The organism is Klebsiella sp. JN_Kp127 (assembly GCF_040062505.1).
Classification (GTDB): domain Bacteria; phylum Pseudomonadota; class Gammaproteobacteria; order Enterobacterales; family Enterobacteriaceae; genus Klebsiella; species Klebsiella quasipneumoniae.
The window spans coordinates 54,160-71,728 of the sequence record NZ_JBEAHS010000041.1 but is presented as its reverse complement, the minus strand read 5'-3'; the positions used below and the strand labels follow the sequence as shown (position 1 = coordinate 71,728).

Sequence of the window (17,569 nt, the reverse complement as noted above, 5' to 3'; positions counted from 1 at the left end):
TATATCATCTTTTTACCGCCGCGGGGCGAAATTTTCCGCCATGGGTAACCCCTAGGGATTAGTGAAAACGGCCGCGGCTGGCGATTAAGGGGGCGTTGGTTTTGCTCCTTGATTTGACGCAAATTTTCCCGGGATTTTGCTGTTAGTTTCCTCCGCGCGATGAATCAACATCCTGCATGGAGGAATGCAATGGACGTCAGCCGCAGAAAGTTCTTTAAGATCTGCGCAGGCGGTATGGCCGGAACCACAGCTGCCGCCCTGGGCTTTGCCCCCAAAATGGCGCTGGCTCAGGCACGCAACTACAAATTGCTGCGTGCGAAAGAGATCCGCAACACCTGCACTTACTGCTCCGTTGGCTGCGGGCTATTAATGTATAGCCTCGGCGACGGCGCGAAAAACGCCAAAGAAGCGATTTACCATATTGAAGGGGATCCGGACCATCCGGTGAGCCGCGGCGCGTTATGCCCGAAAGGCGCCGGCCTGCTGGACTATGTCCACAGTGACAACCGCCTGCGCTACCCGGAATACCGCGCGCCGGGATCTGATAAATGGCAGCGACTCTCCTGGGATGAAGCCTTCAGCCGCATCGCGCGGCTGATGAAAGCCGACCGCGACGCCAACTTTATGGAAAAGAACGAACAGGGCGTGACGGTTAACCGCTGGCTTTCCACCGGCATGCTGTGCGCTTCGGCAGCAAGTAATGAAACCGGCATGCTGACGCAAAAATTTGTGCGTTCGCTCGGCATGCTGGCGGTAGACAACCAGGCACGCGTCTGACACGGACCAACGGTAGCAAGTCTTGCTCCAACATTTGGTCGCGGTGCGATGACCAACCACTGGGTGGATATCAAAAACGCGAACGTCGTGGTGGTGATGGGCGGCAACGCCGCGGAAGCCCACCCGGTGGGATTCCGCTGGGCGATGGAAGCGAAAAACAACAACGACGCCACGCTTATCGTTGTCGACCCGCGCTTTACGCGTACGGCGTCGGTGGCGGATATCTATGCGCCGATTCGCTCCGGTACCGACATTACCTTCCTGTCGGGGGTCCTGCTGTACCTGATCGAACATAACAAAATCAATGCCGAGTACGTGAAGCACTACACCAACGCCAGCCTGCTGGTGCGGGATGATTTTGCCTTCGAAGAGGGGCTGTTCAGCGGCTATGATGCGGACAAACGCCAGTATGATAAATCGTCCTGGAACTACCAGTTCGATGAAAACGGCTACGCCAAACGCGATGAGACGCTCAGCCATCCGCGCTGCGTGTGGAACCTGCTGAAGCAGCACGTTTCCCGTTACACGCCGGAGGTGGTCGAAAACATCTGCGGTACGCCGAAAGCGGACTTCCTCAAGGTGTGCGACGTGCTGGCCTCAACCAGCGCCGCCGATCGCACCACCACTTTCCTATATGCCCTGGGCTGGACGCAGCACACCGTCGGCGCGCAGAACATTCGCACCATGGCGATGATCCAGCTGCTGCTCGGCAATATGGGCATGGCCGGCGGCGGCGTGAATGCCCTGCGCGGTCACTCTAACATTCAGGGACTGACCGACCTTGGCCTGCTGTCCACCAGCCTGCCGGGCTACCTGACGCTGCCTTCTGATAAGCAGCCGGATCTGCAGACGTATCTGGCGGCCAACACGCCAAAAGCGACCCTGCCGGACCAGGTGAACTACTGGAGCAACTACCCGAAATTCTTTGTCAGCCTGATGAAGTCCTTCTACGGCGACGCGGCGCAAAAAGAGAACGACTGGGGCTTCCACTGGCTGCCGAAATGGGACCAGGCTTATGACGTTATCAAGTATTTCAATATGATGGATAACGGCAACGTCACCGGCTATATCTGCCAGGGCTTTAACCCGGTGGCGTCGTTCCCGGATAAAAACAAGGTGGTTCGCAGCCTGAGCAAGCTGAAGTATATGGTGGTTATCGACCCGCTGGTCACCGAAACCTCCACCTTCTGGCAAAACCACGGCGAGTCGAACGATGTCGACCCGTCGACGATTCAGACGGAAGTCTTCCGCCTGCCATCGACCTGCTTTGCCGAAGAGGACGGTTCGATCGCTAACTCTGGCCGCTGGCTGCAGTGGCACTGGAAAGGTCAGGATGCCCCAGGTGAAGCACGTAACGACGGCGAGATCCTGGCCGGGATTTACCATCGTCTGCGCGAACTGTACCGCACCGAAGGTGGTAAAGGCGCTGAGCCGCTGCTGAAGATGGGCTGGCACTACAAGCAGCCGGATCGTCCGGAATCAGAAGAGGTGGCGAAAGAGAACAACGGCTACGCGCTGGCGGATCTCTACGACGCTAACGGCGCGCCGCTGGCGAAAAAAGGGCAACTGCTCAATAGCTTCGCGCTGCTGCGCGATGACGGCACCACCGCGTCGTCTTGCTGGATCTACAGCGGCAGCTGGACGGAGCAGGGCAACCAGATGGCGAACCGCGATAACGCCGACCCGTCGGGTCTGGGCAATACGCTGGGCTGGGCCTGGGCGTGGCCGCTCAATCGCCGGGTGCTCTATAACCGCGCGTCAGCCGACATCAACGGCAAGCCGTGGGATGCGAAGCGGATGCTGATCCAGTGGAACGGCAGCAAGTGGGTCGGGAATGATATTCCGGACTTCAATACCGCGCCGCCGGGGAGCAACACCGGGCCGTTTATCATGCAGCAGGAGGGGCTGGGTCGTCTGTTCGCGCTGGATAAGCTGGCGGAAGGGCCGTTCCCGGAACACTACGAGCCGATGGAAACCCCGCTTGGCACTAACCCGCTGCACCCGAAGGTGGTCTCCAGCCCGGTGGTGCGTGTGTATGAAGAGGACGCCATTCGCTTAGGTAAGAAGGATAAGTTCCCGTACGTCGGGACCACCTATCGTCTGACCGAACACTTCCATACCTGGACCAAGCATGCGCTGCTCAATTCCATCGCGCAGCCGGAACAGTTTGTCGAAATCAGCGAAGGGCTGGCAAAAGCGAAAGGCATCGCCAACGGCGACCGGGTAAAAGTCAGCAGCCAGCGCGGCTTTATTCGCGCGGTGGCGGTGGTGACGCGCCGTCTGCAAACCCTCAACGTCAACGGCCAGCAGGTGGAGACCGTCGGGATCCCGCTGCACTGGGGTTTTGAAGGCGTGGCTCGCAAAGGCTATATCGCTAACACCCTGACGCCGAACGTCGGCGATTCCAACTCGCAAACGCCGGAGTACAAGGCGTTTCTGGTCAACATCGAGAAAGCGTAAGGAGCGATTCAATGGCGATGGAAACACAAGACATTATTAAACGCTCCGCGACCAACCCGATCACGCCCGCGCCGCGCGCGCGGGATCATAAGGCGGAAGTCGCCAAGCTTATCGATGTCTCCTCCTGCGTGGGCTGTAAAGCCTGCCAGGTGGCCTGCTCCGAGTGGAACGACATCCGCGATGAGGTGGGGCACTGCGTCGGGGTGTACGACAACCCGGCGGATCTCAGCGCTAAATCCTGGACGGTGATGCGCTTTAGCGAGACCGAACAGAACGGCAAACTGGAGTGGCTTATCCGTAAGGATGGCTGTATGCACTGCGAAGAGCCGGGCTGCCTGAAGGCCTGCCCGTCCGCCGGGGCGATTATTCAGTACGCCAACGGCATCGTCGATTTCCAGCAGGAAAACTGCATCGGCTGCGGCTACTGCATTGCCGGGTGTCCGTTTAACGTCCCGCGTCTCAATAAAGAGGATAACCGGGTCTATAAATGCACCCTGTGCGTGGACCGGGTCAGCGTCGGTCAGGAACCGGCGTGCGTGAAAACCTGTCCGACCGGCGCGATCCACTTCGGTACGAAGAAAGAGATGCTGGAGGTGGCCGAGGAGCGGGTGGCTAAGCTGAAAAAACGCGGCTATGCCAGGGCCGGGATTTACAACCCGCAGGGCGTCGGCGGCACCCATGTGATGTACGTCCTGCATCATGCCGACCAGCCCGAGCTTTATCACAAGCTGCCTGCTGCGCCGAAGATTGATACCTCGGTGGAGCTGTGGAAAGGGATCCTGAAGCCGCTGTCGGCGGCGGGCTTTATCGCTACCTTTGCCGGGCTTATCTATCACTACATCGGTATCGGGCCAAATAAGGAAGTTGACGACGACGAGGAGGAGCATGATGAGTAAATCGAAGATGATAGTGCGCACGACCTTTATCGATCGCGCCTGTCACTGGACGGTGGTGATCGCTTTCTTCCTCGTGGCGCTATCGGGTATTTCGTTTTTCTTCCCGACCCTGCAGTGGCTGACGGAAACCTTCGGTACCCCGCAGATGGGGCGTATTCTGCACCCCTTCTTCGGAGTGCTGATTTTTATCGCCCTGATGTTTATGTTTGTGCGTTTTGTCCATCACAACATCCCTGATAAACAGGATATCCCCTGGCTGAAAGGCATTGTGGAGGTGCTGAAAGGCAACGAGCATAAAGTGGCGCGGGTCGGTAAATATAACGCCGGGCAAAAGATGATGTTCTGGACCATCATGAGCATGATTTTTGTGCTGCTGGTGACCGGCGTGATTATCTGGCGTCCCTGGTTTGCCCACTATTTCCCGATTCAGGTGATTCGCTACAGCCTGTTAATTCACGCGACGTCGGCCATTATTCTGATCCACGCGATCCTTATCCATATGTATATGGCGTTCTGGGTTAAGGGGTCGATTAAGGGGATGATTGAAGGTAAGGTCAGCCGCCGTTGGGCGAAGAAACATCACCCGCGCTGGTATCGCGATGTCGAACGTCTGGAGGCGATCAAAGAGAGTCGCGAAGGGATGAAGTAAGCCGTCTGGCCAGGAAGCCCGCTCCAGTTTTGCTGGAGCGGGTTTATGTGTTAGTGATTAATGCGTCCATCGCTGATATCACGGTCGTTCTTTCTTTAGCCAAATTGCAGATAAAATATTTTTTATCCAGCCTTTGCTTTGCCACGCTGGTGATTGCCGGCGTGTTGATGAACAGTTTCTCAAACTCCATATTAATAACCGGGGCGGCAGCATGATAATGGCCGGTCAAATGAGAATGATAGCTCAGCGGCACAATTAAACGTGTACCAAGGTCATTAAAATAATCATGTTGGATTACCATTAAATAAGGTTGAAACGCATTGGTTCTCGATGATGGGTTACGAAAGATATCAAATTGTGCCGCCATTAAATCCCTCCGAAAAAAGGATCCTCTGACAACAACCCTGCACGGGCAGTGAACTCATTCAGTGCCTTAATGAATTCCTGGTCTTTTCGGCGTTTGTCCGCATCGACGATGATAAGTGCCTGGTTTTGCGGGTTAAACGTTGTTGTACGATCGCGAGTCTGTGACTTGTTAACGGCATTCTGTTTCATTATCTGCTCCTTGTTGTTGGCGAGCTGATTATCACGCGGTGTGCGATGAAAAGAAATACCTGGTTCGGATTTGTTTTTTATTTTGCGAAGCAACTTCCAGAGGAAAGCAACCGCATGAAATATTCATGGTTATGGTAATAAACCCGGCGCTGGCATTAACCAGCGCGGCGGGAAATAATCAGAACTTCTCCGGAATAAAGCGGAAGGGGAAATTGGTCTGTTTCATTTTGCTCATTTTGCGCTTCGGCAGCGTGACATGCTCCACTGGCAAGGCTTCGTAGGGGATCTGCGACAGCAGGTGGGTGATGATATTCAGACGCACCCGCTTTTTATCTTCGGAGCGGGCGACGAACCACGGCGCCCAGGCGGTGTCGGTGGCGGCGAACATGGCGTCGCGGGCAGCGGTATATTCATCCCAGCGGTTGAAAGACTTGATGTCCATCGGCGAGAGCTTCCAGATCTTGCGCCCGTCGTCGATGCGATCCCGCAGGCGCTGCTCCTGCTCCTGCGGAGAGACCTCCAGCCAGTACTTAAGCAGGATAATGCCCGACTCGACCATGCCGCGCTCCACCATCGGCGCGCCGTCGAGGAACTTCTGCACTTCCTCGGGGGTACAAAAGCCCATCACCCGTTCGACGCCGGCGCGGTTATACCAGCTGCGATCGAAAATCACGATTTCGCCAGCCGCCGGGAGGTGCTTGATATAGCGCTGAAAATAGAGCTGACTTTTCTCGCGTTCGGTGGGCGAGGGTAAGGCGACGACCCGGAAGATCCGCGGACTGACGCGCTCGGTGATCGCCTTAATCGTGCCGCCTTTGCCGGCGCCGTCCCGGCCTTCAAAGACGATGCACACCTTCAGCCCTTTATGCACCACCCAGCGCTGCAGTTTTACCAGCTCAACGTGGAGCTTGCGCAGCGCCTTCTAGTACGCTTTATTGTCGAGCGGGGCGATCTTCACCGCCGCGTCGACAGGATGACCGCTTTTCTTATTACCCATCGCCATGCTCCGTGTTGCCGAGGTATCCCTTTGAAGTGTAATCCTTCACTGGCGTGGCGGTGGAAAATATTCGCGCCCGGGACGGGCTAGCTGACGTTCCCCGCGGCAATGACTTCCAGCCCCACCCGCTGCCCCCATGACAGCTCCAGGGTGTTACCGTCCGGGTCGGCAAAGAAAGCGAAATAGCCCACAGGATCGCCCAGCTGCTCCGGTTCCCGGCGCAGAACGCCTTCCCGCCGCGCCTGGGCGACCTTCTCATCGATCTCCGCCTGGGTGGCGCAGGCGACGCCGAGATGGCCGAACGGACCCAGCGGCGTGTCGGCAGGGTCATCACTTTGCACCAGCACCAGGGCGAAAGGTCGGGTGCGATCGCTGAGCCACGCCACTTTACGCGCCGAGGGGAGGTTGGGTTCGCGCTGGTGAATAACGGTCATCGCCGTGTAGCGGGTATAAAAATCGATGCTGCTGGCCAGACAGCGGACGGTAAAGGCGACATGGGTAAAGCCAACATCAACATTTTGCATGGATGATTCTCCCGAGGTGAACGATGTCTCGACTTTACAACCTCAAGTTAACTTGAGATCAATCCACAATGTGTCCCTGCGTGCCCACCAATTTTTACAGGGAATTATCCATCGCCCGGCGCCTCTGCCGCCAGCAGGACCGCCATGGTGGCGCTGGCGAGCGCATGAACGAATCAGGCCGTTGTATGGAGGATACTGCCGTCGGGCGTTTTTAGCTGGTGTGGCGAGGCGGGATGGTCAATAATGCCGGCCGTCTCTCAATACCCCTATAAGATGTATGAAAAAAACGATTTTTTCACTGGCGCTGGGCACTTTCGGACTCGGCATGGCGGAATTTGGCATTATGGGCGTGCTGCCGGACATGGCGCGCGATGTCGGGATTTCAATCCCCGCCGCCGGCAATATGATTGCCTGGTATGCCTTCGGCGTGGTGATCGGCGCGCCGATCATGGCGTTGCTCTCCAGTCGGTTTTCGTTGAAATCGGTGATGCTGTTTCTCGCCGCCCTGTGCATTCTCGGCAATACCCTGTTTACCTTCTCCAGCAGCTACGCCATGCTGGCGCTTGGCCGGCTGGTTTCCGGGTTTCCCCACGGGGCTTTCTTCGGCGTGGGGGCGATCATCCTGTCGAAAATCGCGCCGCCGGGGAGGGTGACCGCCGCGGTGGCGGGGATGATCGGCGGCATGACGGTGGCTAACCTGGTGGGCGTTCCCGGGGGCACCTGGCTTGGGCATCATTTTAGCTGGCGCTATACCTTCGCGCTCATCGCGGTGTTTAACGTCGCGGTGTTTATGGCCATCTTCTGCTGGGTCCCTACGCTGTATGATCGGGCCACCACCCGGCTGCGCGAGCAGTTCCGTTTCCTCGCTTCCCCGGCGCCGTGGCTGATTTTTGCCGCCACCATGTTCGGCAACGCCGGGGTGTTCGCGTGGTTCAGCTATATCAAGCCCTTTATGCTCAACGTTTCCGGCTTTGCCGAAAGCCGGATGATGCTGATTATGATGCTGGCGGGGCTGGGGATGGTGGTCGGCAACCTGTTCAGCGGCAAAATTTCCGGGCGCTACAGTCCGCTGCGCATCGCGGCCATCACCGACGGGGCGATCGCTGTGACGCTGCTGCTGATCTTTGCCTTCGGGGAGCATAAAATCGCTTCGCTGACGCTGGCGTTTTTCTGCTGTGCCGGGCTGTTTGCCCTGTCGGCGCCGCTGCAGATCCTGTTGCTGCAGAACGCCAAAGGCGGCGAGATGCTGGGGGCGGCAGGGGGGCAGATCGCCTTTAACCTCGGGAGCGCCATCGGCGCCTTCTGCGGCGGAATGATGATTGCCCAGGGCTTCGGCTGGAACAGCGTGGCGCTCCCCGCCGCCACGCTGTCGTTTCTGGCGATGAGCGCCTTGCTCATCTACGGCCGCCATCAGCGCCGACAGGCTTGCTAACGACGCTTATTCACGCCAGGGCTCGCCGAGCGTCAGCATCAGCCGGTTGGCCCAGGCGAAAAAGGCCGCTGACTGCAGCAGATCCAGCTGGGCCAGAGTATCTAAGCCCTGTTCATCAAGCGCTGCCAGATGGCTGGCATTCAGCGCGGGCGGCGTCACCGATAGCGCGGCGGCGGCGTCGATTTCCGCCTGCCAGCGCGGCGACTGCCCACCGCGCAGATCCTCTCCCGGCGTCACCGCCAGCAGCGTGTCGACGGCGGTCTCGTCCTTCGCCAGCTGCGCCGCTTTGCGGGCATGCACCGAGGCGCAGTAAATACAGCCGTTGATTTTACTGGCCACCGTGGCGGCCAGTTCACGTTCGGCGCGCGGCAATCCCCCCGGGGTATAGAAAATGCCTTTATCGGTCAGCGTCCGCTGCTCCAGCACCGGCTGGTTGCGCGCCAGCAGGCGGAAGTAGGGCGAATCGCTATGGCCATATTTGGCCAGAATCGCCTGTTCTTCAACGCTAAATTCCACCAGCGGTTTATCCGCCAGCCAGGGTTCCCAGTGCAGCTCCTCGCGGGTGAAGCGCACGGGGGCCGCTTTACCGCTCTGCGCGTGCGGGGTGGTGTGCCAGTACCCGGCCACCACCGGCGTATCGGCGCTGACGATGGGCTGGTGGTTGAGCGCCCGCAGACCCAGCAGCAGGCGGCTCTGGAAGCTGACAAAGGCCACCAACTGCGCCAGGGTGACGATGCCCCGCAGGCTCCAGCCCGCGTTTGTCAGAGCCTGCAGCGCGCCGGGTGTCGCTTCGACGGGGGTGAAGGTCAGCAGGCGGGCAAAGGCCAGCGCCGGAACCAGACGACCCGTGGTCGGATCGGCCAGGCCGAAGCCGGCATAGTGCGCCGCCAGCGCGTCCGCCTGATGGAGCTTCGCCACCTTTGCCGCCACCGCGAAGCGTTCATCGAGGGGAAAGTCGGCGTCCTGCTGGCTGAACAGCACTTCATAACTTCCCTGCGCATGTCGGGTAGCGGCATCGCGGACTGCGCGCGCCTGGTCGAGCGGGGAACCGGCGGCGATCTCCGCCAGTTCGGCCAGAATATCCTGACTCAGCGTCATGGTGACTCCTTATCTGATGTGGGGGGCAATATGCTGAGCGATCAGCTCAATGGAACGCAGCGTATCCCGGTGCGAAGGCTCCACCGAGTGCACCTGGAACGAAACATCGGTGGCGCGGGCCAGCACGCTGTCCTGCGCCAGGGAGGCAACAACATGCTCAGGATCGCCCACGTGGGCATCCAGCTGTTGCAGATAGTCAGTGACACTGTCACCTTCTATCAGATGACCCGCAGCCCGGTGCTGTGCCGCCTGCTTGCGCAGGCCGGGTTCGGCGACCTGCAGGGCGTGGGCGTGACTGTCGGCGACGAAGGCGGTGCGCGAAGCGAGGATCCGCGGCGCAACGCCGTCCGGCAGCGCCGCCAGATAGGCGTCGACGATCGGGTTCTGAATGACGTCCAGCGGCAGGCGTGGCTCACCGGGCGGCCGGGGCTGCGTGCGCGACAGCATCAGCCCGTGCCCCGCCTGACCGGCGCGGATGGCGCCTTCCACCGAGAAGGTGGCGATCCAGATGCGCGCCGCCAGCTGCGGCGCGGGCGGATAGAGACGGTTGTCCGGGTGGCTGAGGGTGTCGCCGCGCCAGGCGCTGTGGATCAGGTGCAGATGGTCGGCAAACACCGCCCCGCGCTGCTCGCTGGTCAGGCCGAAGGGCAGAAACGACGTTGGCGTGCCGCCGGAACCAAATCCCACCTCCAGACGCCCGTCGGTGAGTAAATCCAGCACCGCCGCGTCTTCGGCGACGCGCAGCGGATTCTCCATGGGCAACGTGATAATCGCTGTGCCGAGGCGAATGCGGTCAGTCTGCGCCGCCACGTGGGCGAGGAACACCAGCGGGGAAGGCAGGCCGCCTTCCTGTTCATGAAAATGGTGCTGGGCAATCCATGCGCTGTCGAAGCCGACGCGCTCCGCGTGGCGGATCTGTTCGGCCGCCAGCCGGTAGCGCGTTTGTGCGGAGCCCTGATCGAGCAGACGGGTAAAAAAGCCGAGGCGTTTAGGCATTATGCGTTCTCCATGTGGGCCTGAGCCAGGCGTGGGGATACCTGGGGAATGGCGGCGATCAGTTCGCGGGTGTAGGCCTGCTGCGGAGCGGCGAACAGGCGCCCAACGTCGCCATGCTCCACCACCTGGCCGGCGCGCAGCACCGTGACGCTGTCGGCAATCCGCCTCACCGTCGCCAGATCGTGGGTAATGAACAGGTAGCTCAGACCAAGCTGCTGCTGTAGCTGCTGCAGCAGGGCGAGGATCTGCGCCTGAACGGTGACATCGAGCGCCGAGGTCGCTTCGTCAAGAACCAGTATCGCCGGCTCGAGGATCAGCGCCCGGGCAATCGCCACCCGCTGCCGCTGGCCGCCGGAAAGCTCCCGCGGCGTCCGCGACAGTAGCTCCGGGGCCAGCGCCACCCGGGCGGCGACGCTTTCAACCCGCTGGCGACGCGTCGCCGCGCTGAGGCGCTCAAAGTTTTTTAACGGCTCTTCGATAATCGCAAACAGCGTCTGGCGCGGGTCGAGCGAAGCGAAGGGGTTCTGGTAGACGAACTGGATTTTGCGCCGCAGCTGACGCTGCGCCTCGCGGCTGAGATGCCCGGCGTCAATACCGTCGATGGTCACCTGTCCGGCGTCGGCGCGCTCGAAGCCCAGCAGGATCCGCGCCAGGGTGGTTTTCCCGGAGCCGGATTCGCCCACCAGCGCATGGGTGCTGCCGCGTCTGACCTCAAAGCTGACGCTGTCGAGCGCCTGCAGGGCCTGTTTGCCCAGCGAGAAGCGTTTGCTGATCCCTTCGACGCGAATGGCCGGCGTGGCCAGCGGACGGTGACGATCCGCCGTCAGCCTCAGCGGCGCGTCCTGCAGATCGTGGAGCAACTGGCGGGTGTAAGGGTGCTGCGGACGCCGGACAATCGCCTCGGTGGCGCCCTGTTCCTGAATCTCGCCCTGGCGAAACACCATGATCCGGTCGGCGCGTTCGGCGGCCAGCGCCAGATCGTGAGTGACAAACAGCACGGCGGTTCCCGACTCGCGCCGCAGGATGTCGAGCAGATCGAGAATGCGCTTTTGCACCGTAACGTCGAGGGCGCTGGTGGGCTCGTCGGCAATAATCAGATCCGGCTGCAGGGCGATGGCGATGGCGATCAGCACCCGCTGTTTCATCCCGCCCGACAGCTGATGCGGGTACTGGTCAAAACGCTGTTCCGGGTGGCTGAGCCCGACTTTAGCGAGCAGGTTGAGGACCTGCTGCCGGCGTTCGGCGGCGGAAAGGGACTGATGCAGCCGCAGGATCTCTTCCACTTGCTGACCAATGGTTTTTACCGGATTAAGCGAATTGCCGGGGTCCTGCGGCACCAGGCTGATGCTCACCCCGCGCAGGCGGTTCAGGCGTTTTGCCGACCAGTCGCTAATCACTTCGCCATTGAGGATAATCCGCCCGGCGTCGCGGCGGGCGTTATCCGCCAGCAGGCCGATAATGGCCTGCGCGGTCGTGGTTTTCCCCGAGCCGGATTCACCGACGAAGGCCAGCATTTCGCCGCGCTGAATGGAAAAGCTGACGTTATGCACCACTTCGCGCCATTCGCCCCGCGACCGGTAGCTGATGCGCAGATCTTCAACAGAGAGAACGTTCATGGGCGTACTCCACTCCACTGGCGGCTAAGACGATTGGCGGCTAGGACCACCGCGACCACGGCGAGGCCGGGGAAGGTGGTCAGCCACCAGGCGGTCGACAGGTAATTACGACCTTCGGCGATCAGTAATCCCCACTCCGGGACCGGCGGCGGGGTGCCGTAGCCAAGGAAGCTGAGGGTGGCCAGCGCCAGCATCGCCTGACCAAACTGCAGCGTGGCGAAGGCGAGTACCGCGGTGAGCGAGTTGGGCAGGATATGACGCCAGAAGATGGCGAGAAAGGTGCCGCCGCTGCCCCGGGCCGCCTCGACGTAATCACTGTGGCGCACGCGCACCACCTCCGCCCGCGCCAGGCGCGCGAAGCTGGCGATGGCCGCCACGCCGACCGCCACCGCCGCATTCACCGTGCCAAAACCCAGCAGAATGATTACCGTCAGCTGCAGCAGCAGAGAAGGGATAGCCAGCAGGACATCCACCAGGCGCATGATGGTTGATTCCACGCGGCCGGCCAGCGCCCCGGCGAGGGTGCCAAGGGCGGTGCCCGCCACCAGACCGATGGCGACGGCGATCAGCGCCGCCGACAGAGAATGTACCGCGCCGTAAACCACCCGCGTCCACAGGTCGCGGCCCAGCTGGTCGGTACCCAGCCAGTAGTGCGCCTGCGGCGCCAGGCGCTGAGCGCCGGGGATCCCTTCCAGCGGGTTAGCGGAGGTAAACCACTGTGGGGCAAGGGCCATTAACAGGGCGGTGATCATCACCGCCCACGCCAGCCACAGGCCTGGCTGCAGACGCACTTTGCGCCACTCCGGGCGGCGGCGAACCGCGATGGCATAGTCGACCAGGCTCATTTCGCACCTCCGGTCTGTAATTGGAGTCGGGGATCCAGCCGCGGCATGACCAGGTCGACCAGCAGGTTGATCAGGACAAAACCGAGAGCTGAGATCATCACCACCGCCTGCAGCACGGCGATATCCTGGTTATTCACCGCCTGCTGGGTCAGCTGGCCGAGGCCGCTGCGGCCGAAGACGGTCTCGGTGATCAGCGCCCCGGCAATCAGCTCGCCCAGCAGCAGCCCGGCTATATTCAGCGCCGGCAGCAGGGCGTTACCCATCACATGGCGCCAGAGGACGCCGGTCTCGCTCATTCCCTTGGCGCGGGCGACCGCGACGAAGGGCTGAACCGCCACCTGATCCATGCTGCGCATCAGGATCTGCGCCAGCGGGGCGGAGATGGGCAGCGCGACGGCGATAACCGGTAAAATCAGCCCCTCCAGCGGACCGGGGTTGATCACCGGGATCCAGCGCAGCTGAAACGAAAAGAGCTGGATCAGGGCGATACCCAGCCAGAAGGTGGGCAGCGAGATAAACAGCACCGGCAGCGACTGCAGGAGGTTGCTGAGCCAGCGCAGCCCCGGCAGACGTGAGGCGAAAGCGAGGGCAAACGCCAGGATCACGGCCAGCAGGAACGCCGGCAGGGCGAGGCTTAAGGTATCCGGCAGGTTGCTGGCAATCAGGCTACTGACCGCCAGACCCGCCTGCAGGGAATAGCCAAAGTCGCCGTGCAGCATCGCCAGCAGCGTGTGCAGGTACTGGCGCCACAGCGGGCTGTCGGCGCCGTAGGCCAGCCGCATGTCGGCGATTTGCGCCGGGCTCAGACCGAGGTCCGGGTTCTGAAACTTGATCAGCACCGCATCCCCCGGCAGCACCTGCAGCAGGAAAAAGGTGAGGGTAAACGCCGCCCACAGGACCAGCAGCCCCTGGCCGAACCGTCGCAGAAGATAAGCGCTCATATCCGGCCTCTTAGTGTTTATCCAGCCAGGCGCCGTAGAACGACGGACGCCCGACGGCTTCGAAGCTGACGCCTTTCACCCACGGCGCGCCGGCGAACACCTGCGGCTCTTCGAAAATGGGGATCACATAGGCGTTATCGATCAGATAGCGCTGGGCATCGCCGGTTAACTGCAGGCGCTGCTGCGGCTCCACCGCCGCGGAGATGCCGGTCAGCAGGTCGTTCAGCTTATCATCGCGAAAGTGCTGCACTTTATCGCTGGAGCCGCCTTTCTGCAGCAGCGCGTCACGGTTGTTAGGAAAGAACATGCTTTTTACTACATCCGGATCGGCGCGGCCCACTTCCGAGACGGTGAGCGGGGTTTTCTGCGGGTCGAGGTTGTCGAGCGTCCGGCTGCCGGCGTCCCCGGCTTTGACCGTTAACGCTACCCCCACCTGGCGCCATTGCTGGGCGATCAGCTGCAGCACTTCTTTATTCTGCGGCTGGGGGAGCGATTCATAGACCGTCAGCGCCAGCCGCTGCCCGTCTTTGCTGCGAATGCCGTCGGCGGCGGGTTTCCAGCCGGCCTCATCCAGCAACTGCCGGGCTTTGGCCTGGTCGAAGGTGAGCTTATCGCTCAGATTGACATAGCCGGCGGCGGAGCTGGCCAGCACGGAGGTGGCTTGCGGGTAGTTAGCGGAGAACAGCGTCTCCACCACCTGCCGGGCGTTGGTGGCATGGAGCAGGGCCTGGCGCACCCGCAGGTCGGCGACCAGTGGGTTATCCGGGCGGAAGCTCAGGCTGTCGTTGACCCCGCGGGTAGGCGCGGCGTAGACCGTAAATCCCTGATCGGTCGCCTGCTTTTCATCGTAGGCCTGCACCTGGCGAATAAAGCCCGCCTGGCCCGCCAGCAGCGCGCCGATGCGCACGCTGTCTTCCGGGGTGACAATATAGGTGATGCCGTCGAGGTTAGCGGGGCCCTGCTGGGCGATGTTTTTCGGCCCCCACTGATAATCCTTGCGCGCCACCAGCGTCAGCTCGCGGCCCGGTTTTTCATCCTGCACCACGAAGGGACCGGAGCCGATGATGTGCCGGGCATCGCCCAGCTCCTCGAAATTGCGCTGCAGGGTGCTGAGGGAGACCAGGCCGGAGCCGATGGTGGCGGTCCCCTGCAGGAAGCCCGGCGACGGCTTGTTGAAGTAGAATTTCACCGTCAGCGGGTCGATCACTTCGCTGCGCTGGTAGTTATTGATCACCTCCGAGACGGGCAGGCGATGGGCTTTATCCCCCAGCCCATAGGTGTCGAAGTTTTTGGCGACCGCGGCGGCGTCCAGCGGCGTGCCATCCGAGAAGGTGACCCCTTTTCGCAGGTGGAAAGTGTACTCGGTTTTATCGGCATTGCTGGTCCAGCTTTCGGCGATCCACGGCTCAATCTCCAGCGTTTTCGGGTTCTGCCAGGTCAGCTTGTCGGTGATCTGATTGAGTATGCCGCCATTGGGATAAAAGCCGCCGGCGGGTGGATAGAGATTGGTGTGCGGTTGCTGCTCCAGATAAATCAAGGTACCGCCTTTAACCGGCGTGTCGGCGGCCCAGACGGAAAAGGCGCCGGAGAGAAACAGCGCGGCCAGCGCGGGCAGGCGAAAATGACGATGCATGGTGAATTCCTTTGTTATCTATTGTGTTGCCATCATCGGGCGCGGCTAAAAACAAAGGAACCAAGGAATTGCGCTAAGCATTTGCGGAAATTGCATTTACTTTACGCGGCGGGAAGCGAGGGGAAGCGCGAAAGGAGAAGCGCCTCGCCCGGGCGGGAGAGGCGCTGGCGATTAGCTACGCAGATCGATAACCATACGGCCGCGGATCTGACCCTGTTCCATCTCTTTGAAGATGGCATTGATATCTTCCAGCGGACGCAGGGTGACTTTCGGCACCACTTTGCCTTCGGCGGCGAACTGGAACGCTTCCACCAGATCCTGACGGGTGCCGACCAGCGAGCCGACCACCTCGATACCGTCGAGTACCAGACGTGGAATATCGAGGCTCATCGCCTCTGGCGGCAGGCCTACCGCCACCACGCGGCCGCCGGCGCGAACGGCATCCACCGCCGAGTTAAAGGCCGCTTTGGCCACCGCGGTCACCACCGCAGCGTGGGCGCCGCCGGTTTTTTCCTGAATCACTTTCGCCGCATCTTCATTGCGCGAGTTGATGGTCAGGTCAGCGCCCATCGACGCCGCCAGCTCCAGCTGGCCGTCGTTGACGTCGATAGCGATCACTTTGGCGTTAAAGACATTCTTGGCATACTGCAGCGCCAGGTTGCCCAGCCCGCCGAGGCCGTAGATAGCGATCCACTGGCCCGGCTTGATGTGGGAGACCTTAACGGCTTTGTAGGTGGTGACCCCAGCGCAGGTAATGCTGCTGGCGGCGGCGGAGTCGAGGCCGTCCGGGACTTTAACCGCGTAGTTGGCGGTGACGATGCACTCTTCCGCCATGCCGCCGTCGACGGTATAGCCAGCGTTTTTCACCGAGCGGCACAGCGTCTCGTTGCCGCTGTTACAGTAATCGCAGTGGCCGCAGCCTTCGAAGAACCACGCCACGCTGGCGCGATCGCCCGGCTTCAGGGAGGTGACGCCAGGGCCGACTTTTTGTACTACCCCGATCCCTTCATGACCGAGAATAACGCCGGTTTTATCGCCAAAATCGCCGTTTTTCACGTGCAGGTCAGTATGACACACGCCGCAGCATTCCATTTTCAACAGCGCTTCGCCGTATTCCAGCGGGCGCAGCGTTTTTTCCGTAACGTTAACCTGATGGTCGTGAGTAACAACAGCTGCCTTCATGCCTGTCTCCTTGAGAGCGGATTGATTAATTTTATTAATGCAATATTACCCAATAAGGATTAGACGCTATGGAGAAAAAAACAAGGCGCTTTAGTACAGGATGTGGTTTTTTGCTACAGCCGTAGCACAAAATTCAGACAATACCTCTAATTTTGGTAGGTAATAATAGCGTCACGGAATAGTCATGTTTTCTTCATCACCCAACTCTATTGTTTTGCGCATCAATTTCTTATAACAACAGAGTGATACAACAATGCATCTGGTCAAAACGCTCCTCACCGCCGGTCTGCTTTTTTCCGCCGCCGCGCAGGCTCACAATGTGCTGGAATTCCCGCAGCCGGAAAACAATCCGGAAGAGTTTTACGCAGTCACCGAGATCCCGGCAGGCGGGATCATTAAGTATGAAACCGACGCTAAAACGGGGTTTATCGTCGCCGACCGCTTTCAGTCGATGCCGGTGGCTTACCCGGCGAACTACGGTTCATTAACCCAGTCGCTGGCCGGGGATGGCGACCCGCTGGACGTAGTGTTTTACACCCGCGCGCCGATGGCCCCGGGCACGCTGATTAAGCTGCGGCCGATCGGCGTTCTTAAGATGATAGACGGCGGTGAGAAAGACGACAAAATCATCGCCGTCCCGGCCAGTAAAATTGATCCGACCTATGACGACATTCAGACCATCACCGATCTGCCGAAAATCGAGCAGCAGCGGCTGGAGGCCTTCTTCCGGGTCTACAAAGAACTACCAGAGGGGCGGAAAAAGGTCGAGCTGGCCGGTTTTAATGATGCCGCCGCCGCGAAGCAAGAGATCAAATCGGCCTGGGAGGCCTGGAAGGCGAAGAACCCGCAATAATACTTATCGCGGGCGCAGTCCGGCGCCCGCGGCACACCATCATCCGATACGCTACCTTGCCATGCTGGATAGTTTATCCTCTTGACGCGGCCTGAAGTAAATGGTTGTATTATAC

The 17,569-nt window shown here is 60.4% G+C and carries 15 protein-coding genes and 1 pseudogene; 5 read left to right on the top strand and 11 right to left on the bottom strand.

Going from position 1 to position 17,569, the window contains the following annotated elements:
• Positions 1–189 precede the first annotated feature (189 nt).
• Genes fdnG through fdnI form a run of 3 tightly spaced genes read left to right on the top strand, consistent with a single transcriptional unit; the run spans position 190 to position 4,782 of the window.
• Entirely contained in the window at positions 190–3,237 is a 3,048-nt protein-coding gene (gene fdnG, locus ABLV04_RS15815; protein WP_147733486.1) for a formate dehydrogenase-N subunit alpha, read from the top strand.
• Positions 3,238–3,248: 11 nt separating this feature from the next.
• Positions 3,249–4,133 (top strand): formate dehydrogenase subunit beta, encoded by an 885-nt coding sequence (fdxH, locus tag ABLV04_RS15810; protein ID WP_032453008.1) that lies wholly within the window; start codon positions 3,249–3,251, stop codon positions 4,131–4,133.
• Positions 4,126–4,782, top strand: coding sequence for a formate dehydrogenase-N subunit gamma (gene fdnI, locus ABLV04_RS15805; protein WP_023289846.1), 657 nt, complete (start codon positions 4,126–4,128; stop codon positions 4,780–4,782). Before fdxH ends, fdnI begins: the two co-directional genes overlap by 8 nt.
• 43 nt (positions 4,783–4,825) lie before the next feature.
• On the opposite strand, the gene ABLV04_RS15800 is transcribed toward fdnI, so the two are convergent.
• The 4 genes and pseudogenes from ABLV04_RS15800 to ABLV04_RS15785 form a co-directional block, all read right to left on the bottom strand.
• Positions 4,826–5,149, bottom strand: coding sequence for a CcdB family protein (locus ABLV04_RS15800; RefSeq protein WP_023289845.1), 324 nt, complete (start codon positions 5,147–5,149; stop codon positions 4,826–4,828).
• Positions 5,149–5,337, bottom strand: a complete 189-nt coding sequence (locus tag ABLV04_RS15795; RefSeq protein ID WP_348815885.1) for a hypothetical protein — start codon at positions 5,335–5,337, stop codon at positions 5,149–5,151. Before ABLV04_RS15795 ends, ABLV04_RS15800 begins: the two co-directional genes overlap by 1 nt.
• A 178-nt stretch (positions 5,338–5,515) precedes the next feature.
• Positions 5,516–6,334 (bottom strand): annotated as a pseudogene (gene ppk2 / locus ABLV04_RS15790) (polyphosphate kinase 2).
• A gap of 86 nt (positions 6,335–6,420) precedes the next feature.
• The gene (locus ABLV04_RS15785) at positions 6,421–6,858 is read right to left on the bottom strand and encodes a VOC family protein (protein WP_023289842.1); all 438 of its coding nucleotides are present in this window, start codon (positions 6,856–6,858) and stop codon (positions 6,421–6,423) included.
• A 277-nt stretch (positions 6,859–7,135) separates the two neighbouring features.
• Here ABLV04_RS15785 and araJ point away from each other — a divergent pair, with 277 nt between their 5' ends.
• Positions 7,136–8,290 (top strand): MFS transporter AraJ, encoded by a 1,155-nt coding sequence (gene araJ / locus ABLV04_RS15780; RefSeq protein ID WP_023289841.1) that lies wholly within the window; start codon positions 7,136–7,138, stop codon positions 8,288–8,290.
• A 6-nt stretch (positions 8,291–8,296) separates the two neighbouring features.
• Here araJ and ABLV04_RS15775 read toward each other — a convergent pair whose 3' ends face one another.
• From ABLV04_RS15775 to adhP, 7 genes are all read right to left on the bottom strand, one after another.
• Entirely contained in the window at positions 8,297–9,388 is a 1,092-nt protein-coding gene (locus tag ABLV04_RS15775) for an alkylhydroperoxidase domain protein (RefSeq protein ID WP_147733485.1), read from the bottom strand.
• A gap of 9 nt (positions 9,389–9,397) precedes the next feature.
• Positions 9,398–10,384, bottom strand: coding sequence for a putative FMN-dependent luciferase-like monooxygenase (locus tag ABLV04_RS15770; RefSeq protein ID WP_180265889.1), 987 nt, complete (start codon positions 10,382–10,384; stop codon positions 9,398–9,400).
• Positions 10,384–12,000, bottom strand: coding sequence for an ABC transporter ATP-binding protein (locus ABLV04_RS15765; RefSeq protein WP_023289838.1), 1,617 nt, complete (start codon positions 11,998–12,000; stop codon positions 10,384–10,386). Before ABLV04_RS15765 ends, ABLV04_RS15770 begins: the two co-directional genes overlap by 1 nt.
• Entirely contained in the window at positions 11,997–12,845 is an 849-nt protein-coding gene (locus ABLV04_RS15760) for an ABC transporter permease (protein WP_072420114.1), read from the bottom strand. The genes ABLV04_RS15765 and ABLV04_RS15760 overlap by 4 nt, the downstream gene beginning before the upstream one ends.
• Entirely contained in the window at positions 12,842–13,786 is a 945-nt protein-coding gene (locus ABLV04_RS15755) for an ABC transporter permease (RefSeq protein ID WP_023289836.1), read from the bottom strand. Before ABLV04_RS15755 ends, ABLV04_RS15760 begins: the two co-directional genes overlap by 4 nt.
• 10 nt (positions 13,787–13,796) lie before the next feature.
• A complete protein-coding gene (locus ABLV04_RS15750) occupies positions 13,797–15,419 on the bottom strand; it encodes a TIGR04028 family ABC transporter substrate-binding protein (RefSeq protein ID WP_032452998.1) in 1,623 nt (540 codons plus the stop codon).
• Positions 15,420–15,590: 171 nt separating this feature from the next.
• The gene (gene adhP / locus ABLV04_RS15745) at positions 15,591–16,601 is read right to left on the bottom strand and encodes an alcohol dehydrogenase AdhP (protein ID WP_002906221.1); all 1,011 of its coding nucleotides are present in this window, start codon (positions 16,599–16,601) and stop codon (positions 15,591–15,593) included.
• Between the two features lie 253 nt (positions 16,602–16,854).
• Here adhP and ABLV04_RS15740 point away from each other — a divergent pair, with 253 nt between their 5' ends.
• Positions 16,855–17,454 (top strand): inorganic diphosphatase, encoded by a 600-nt coding sequence (locus tag ABLV04_RS15740; protein ID WP_023289834.1) that lies wholly within the window; start codon positions 16,855–16,857, stop codon positions 17,452–17,454.
• Positions 17,455–17,569 lie beyond the last annotated feature (115 nt).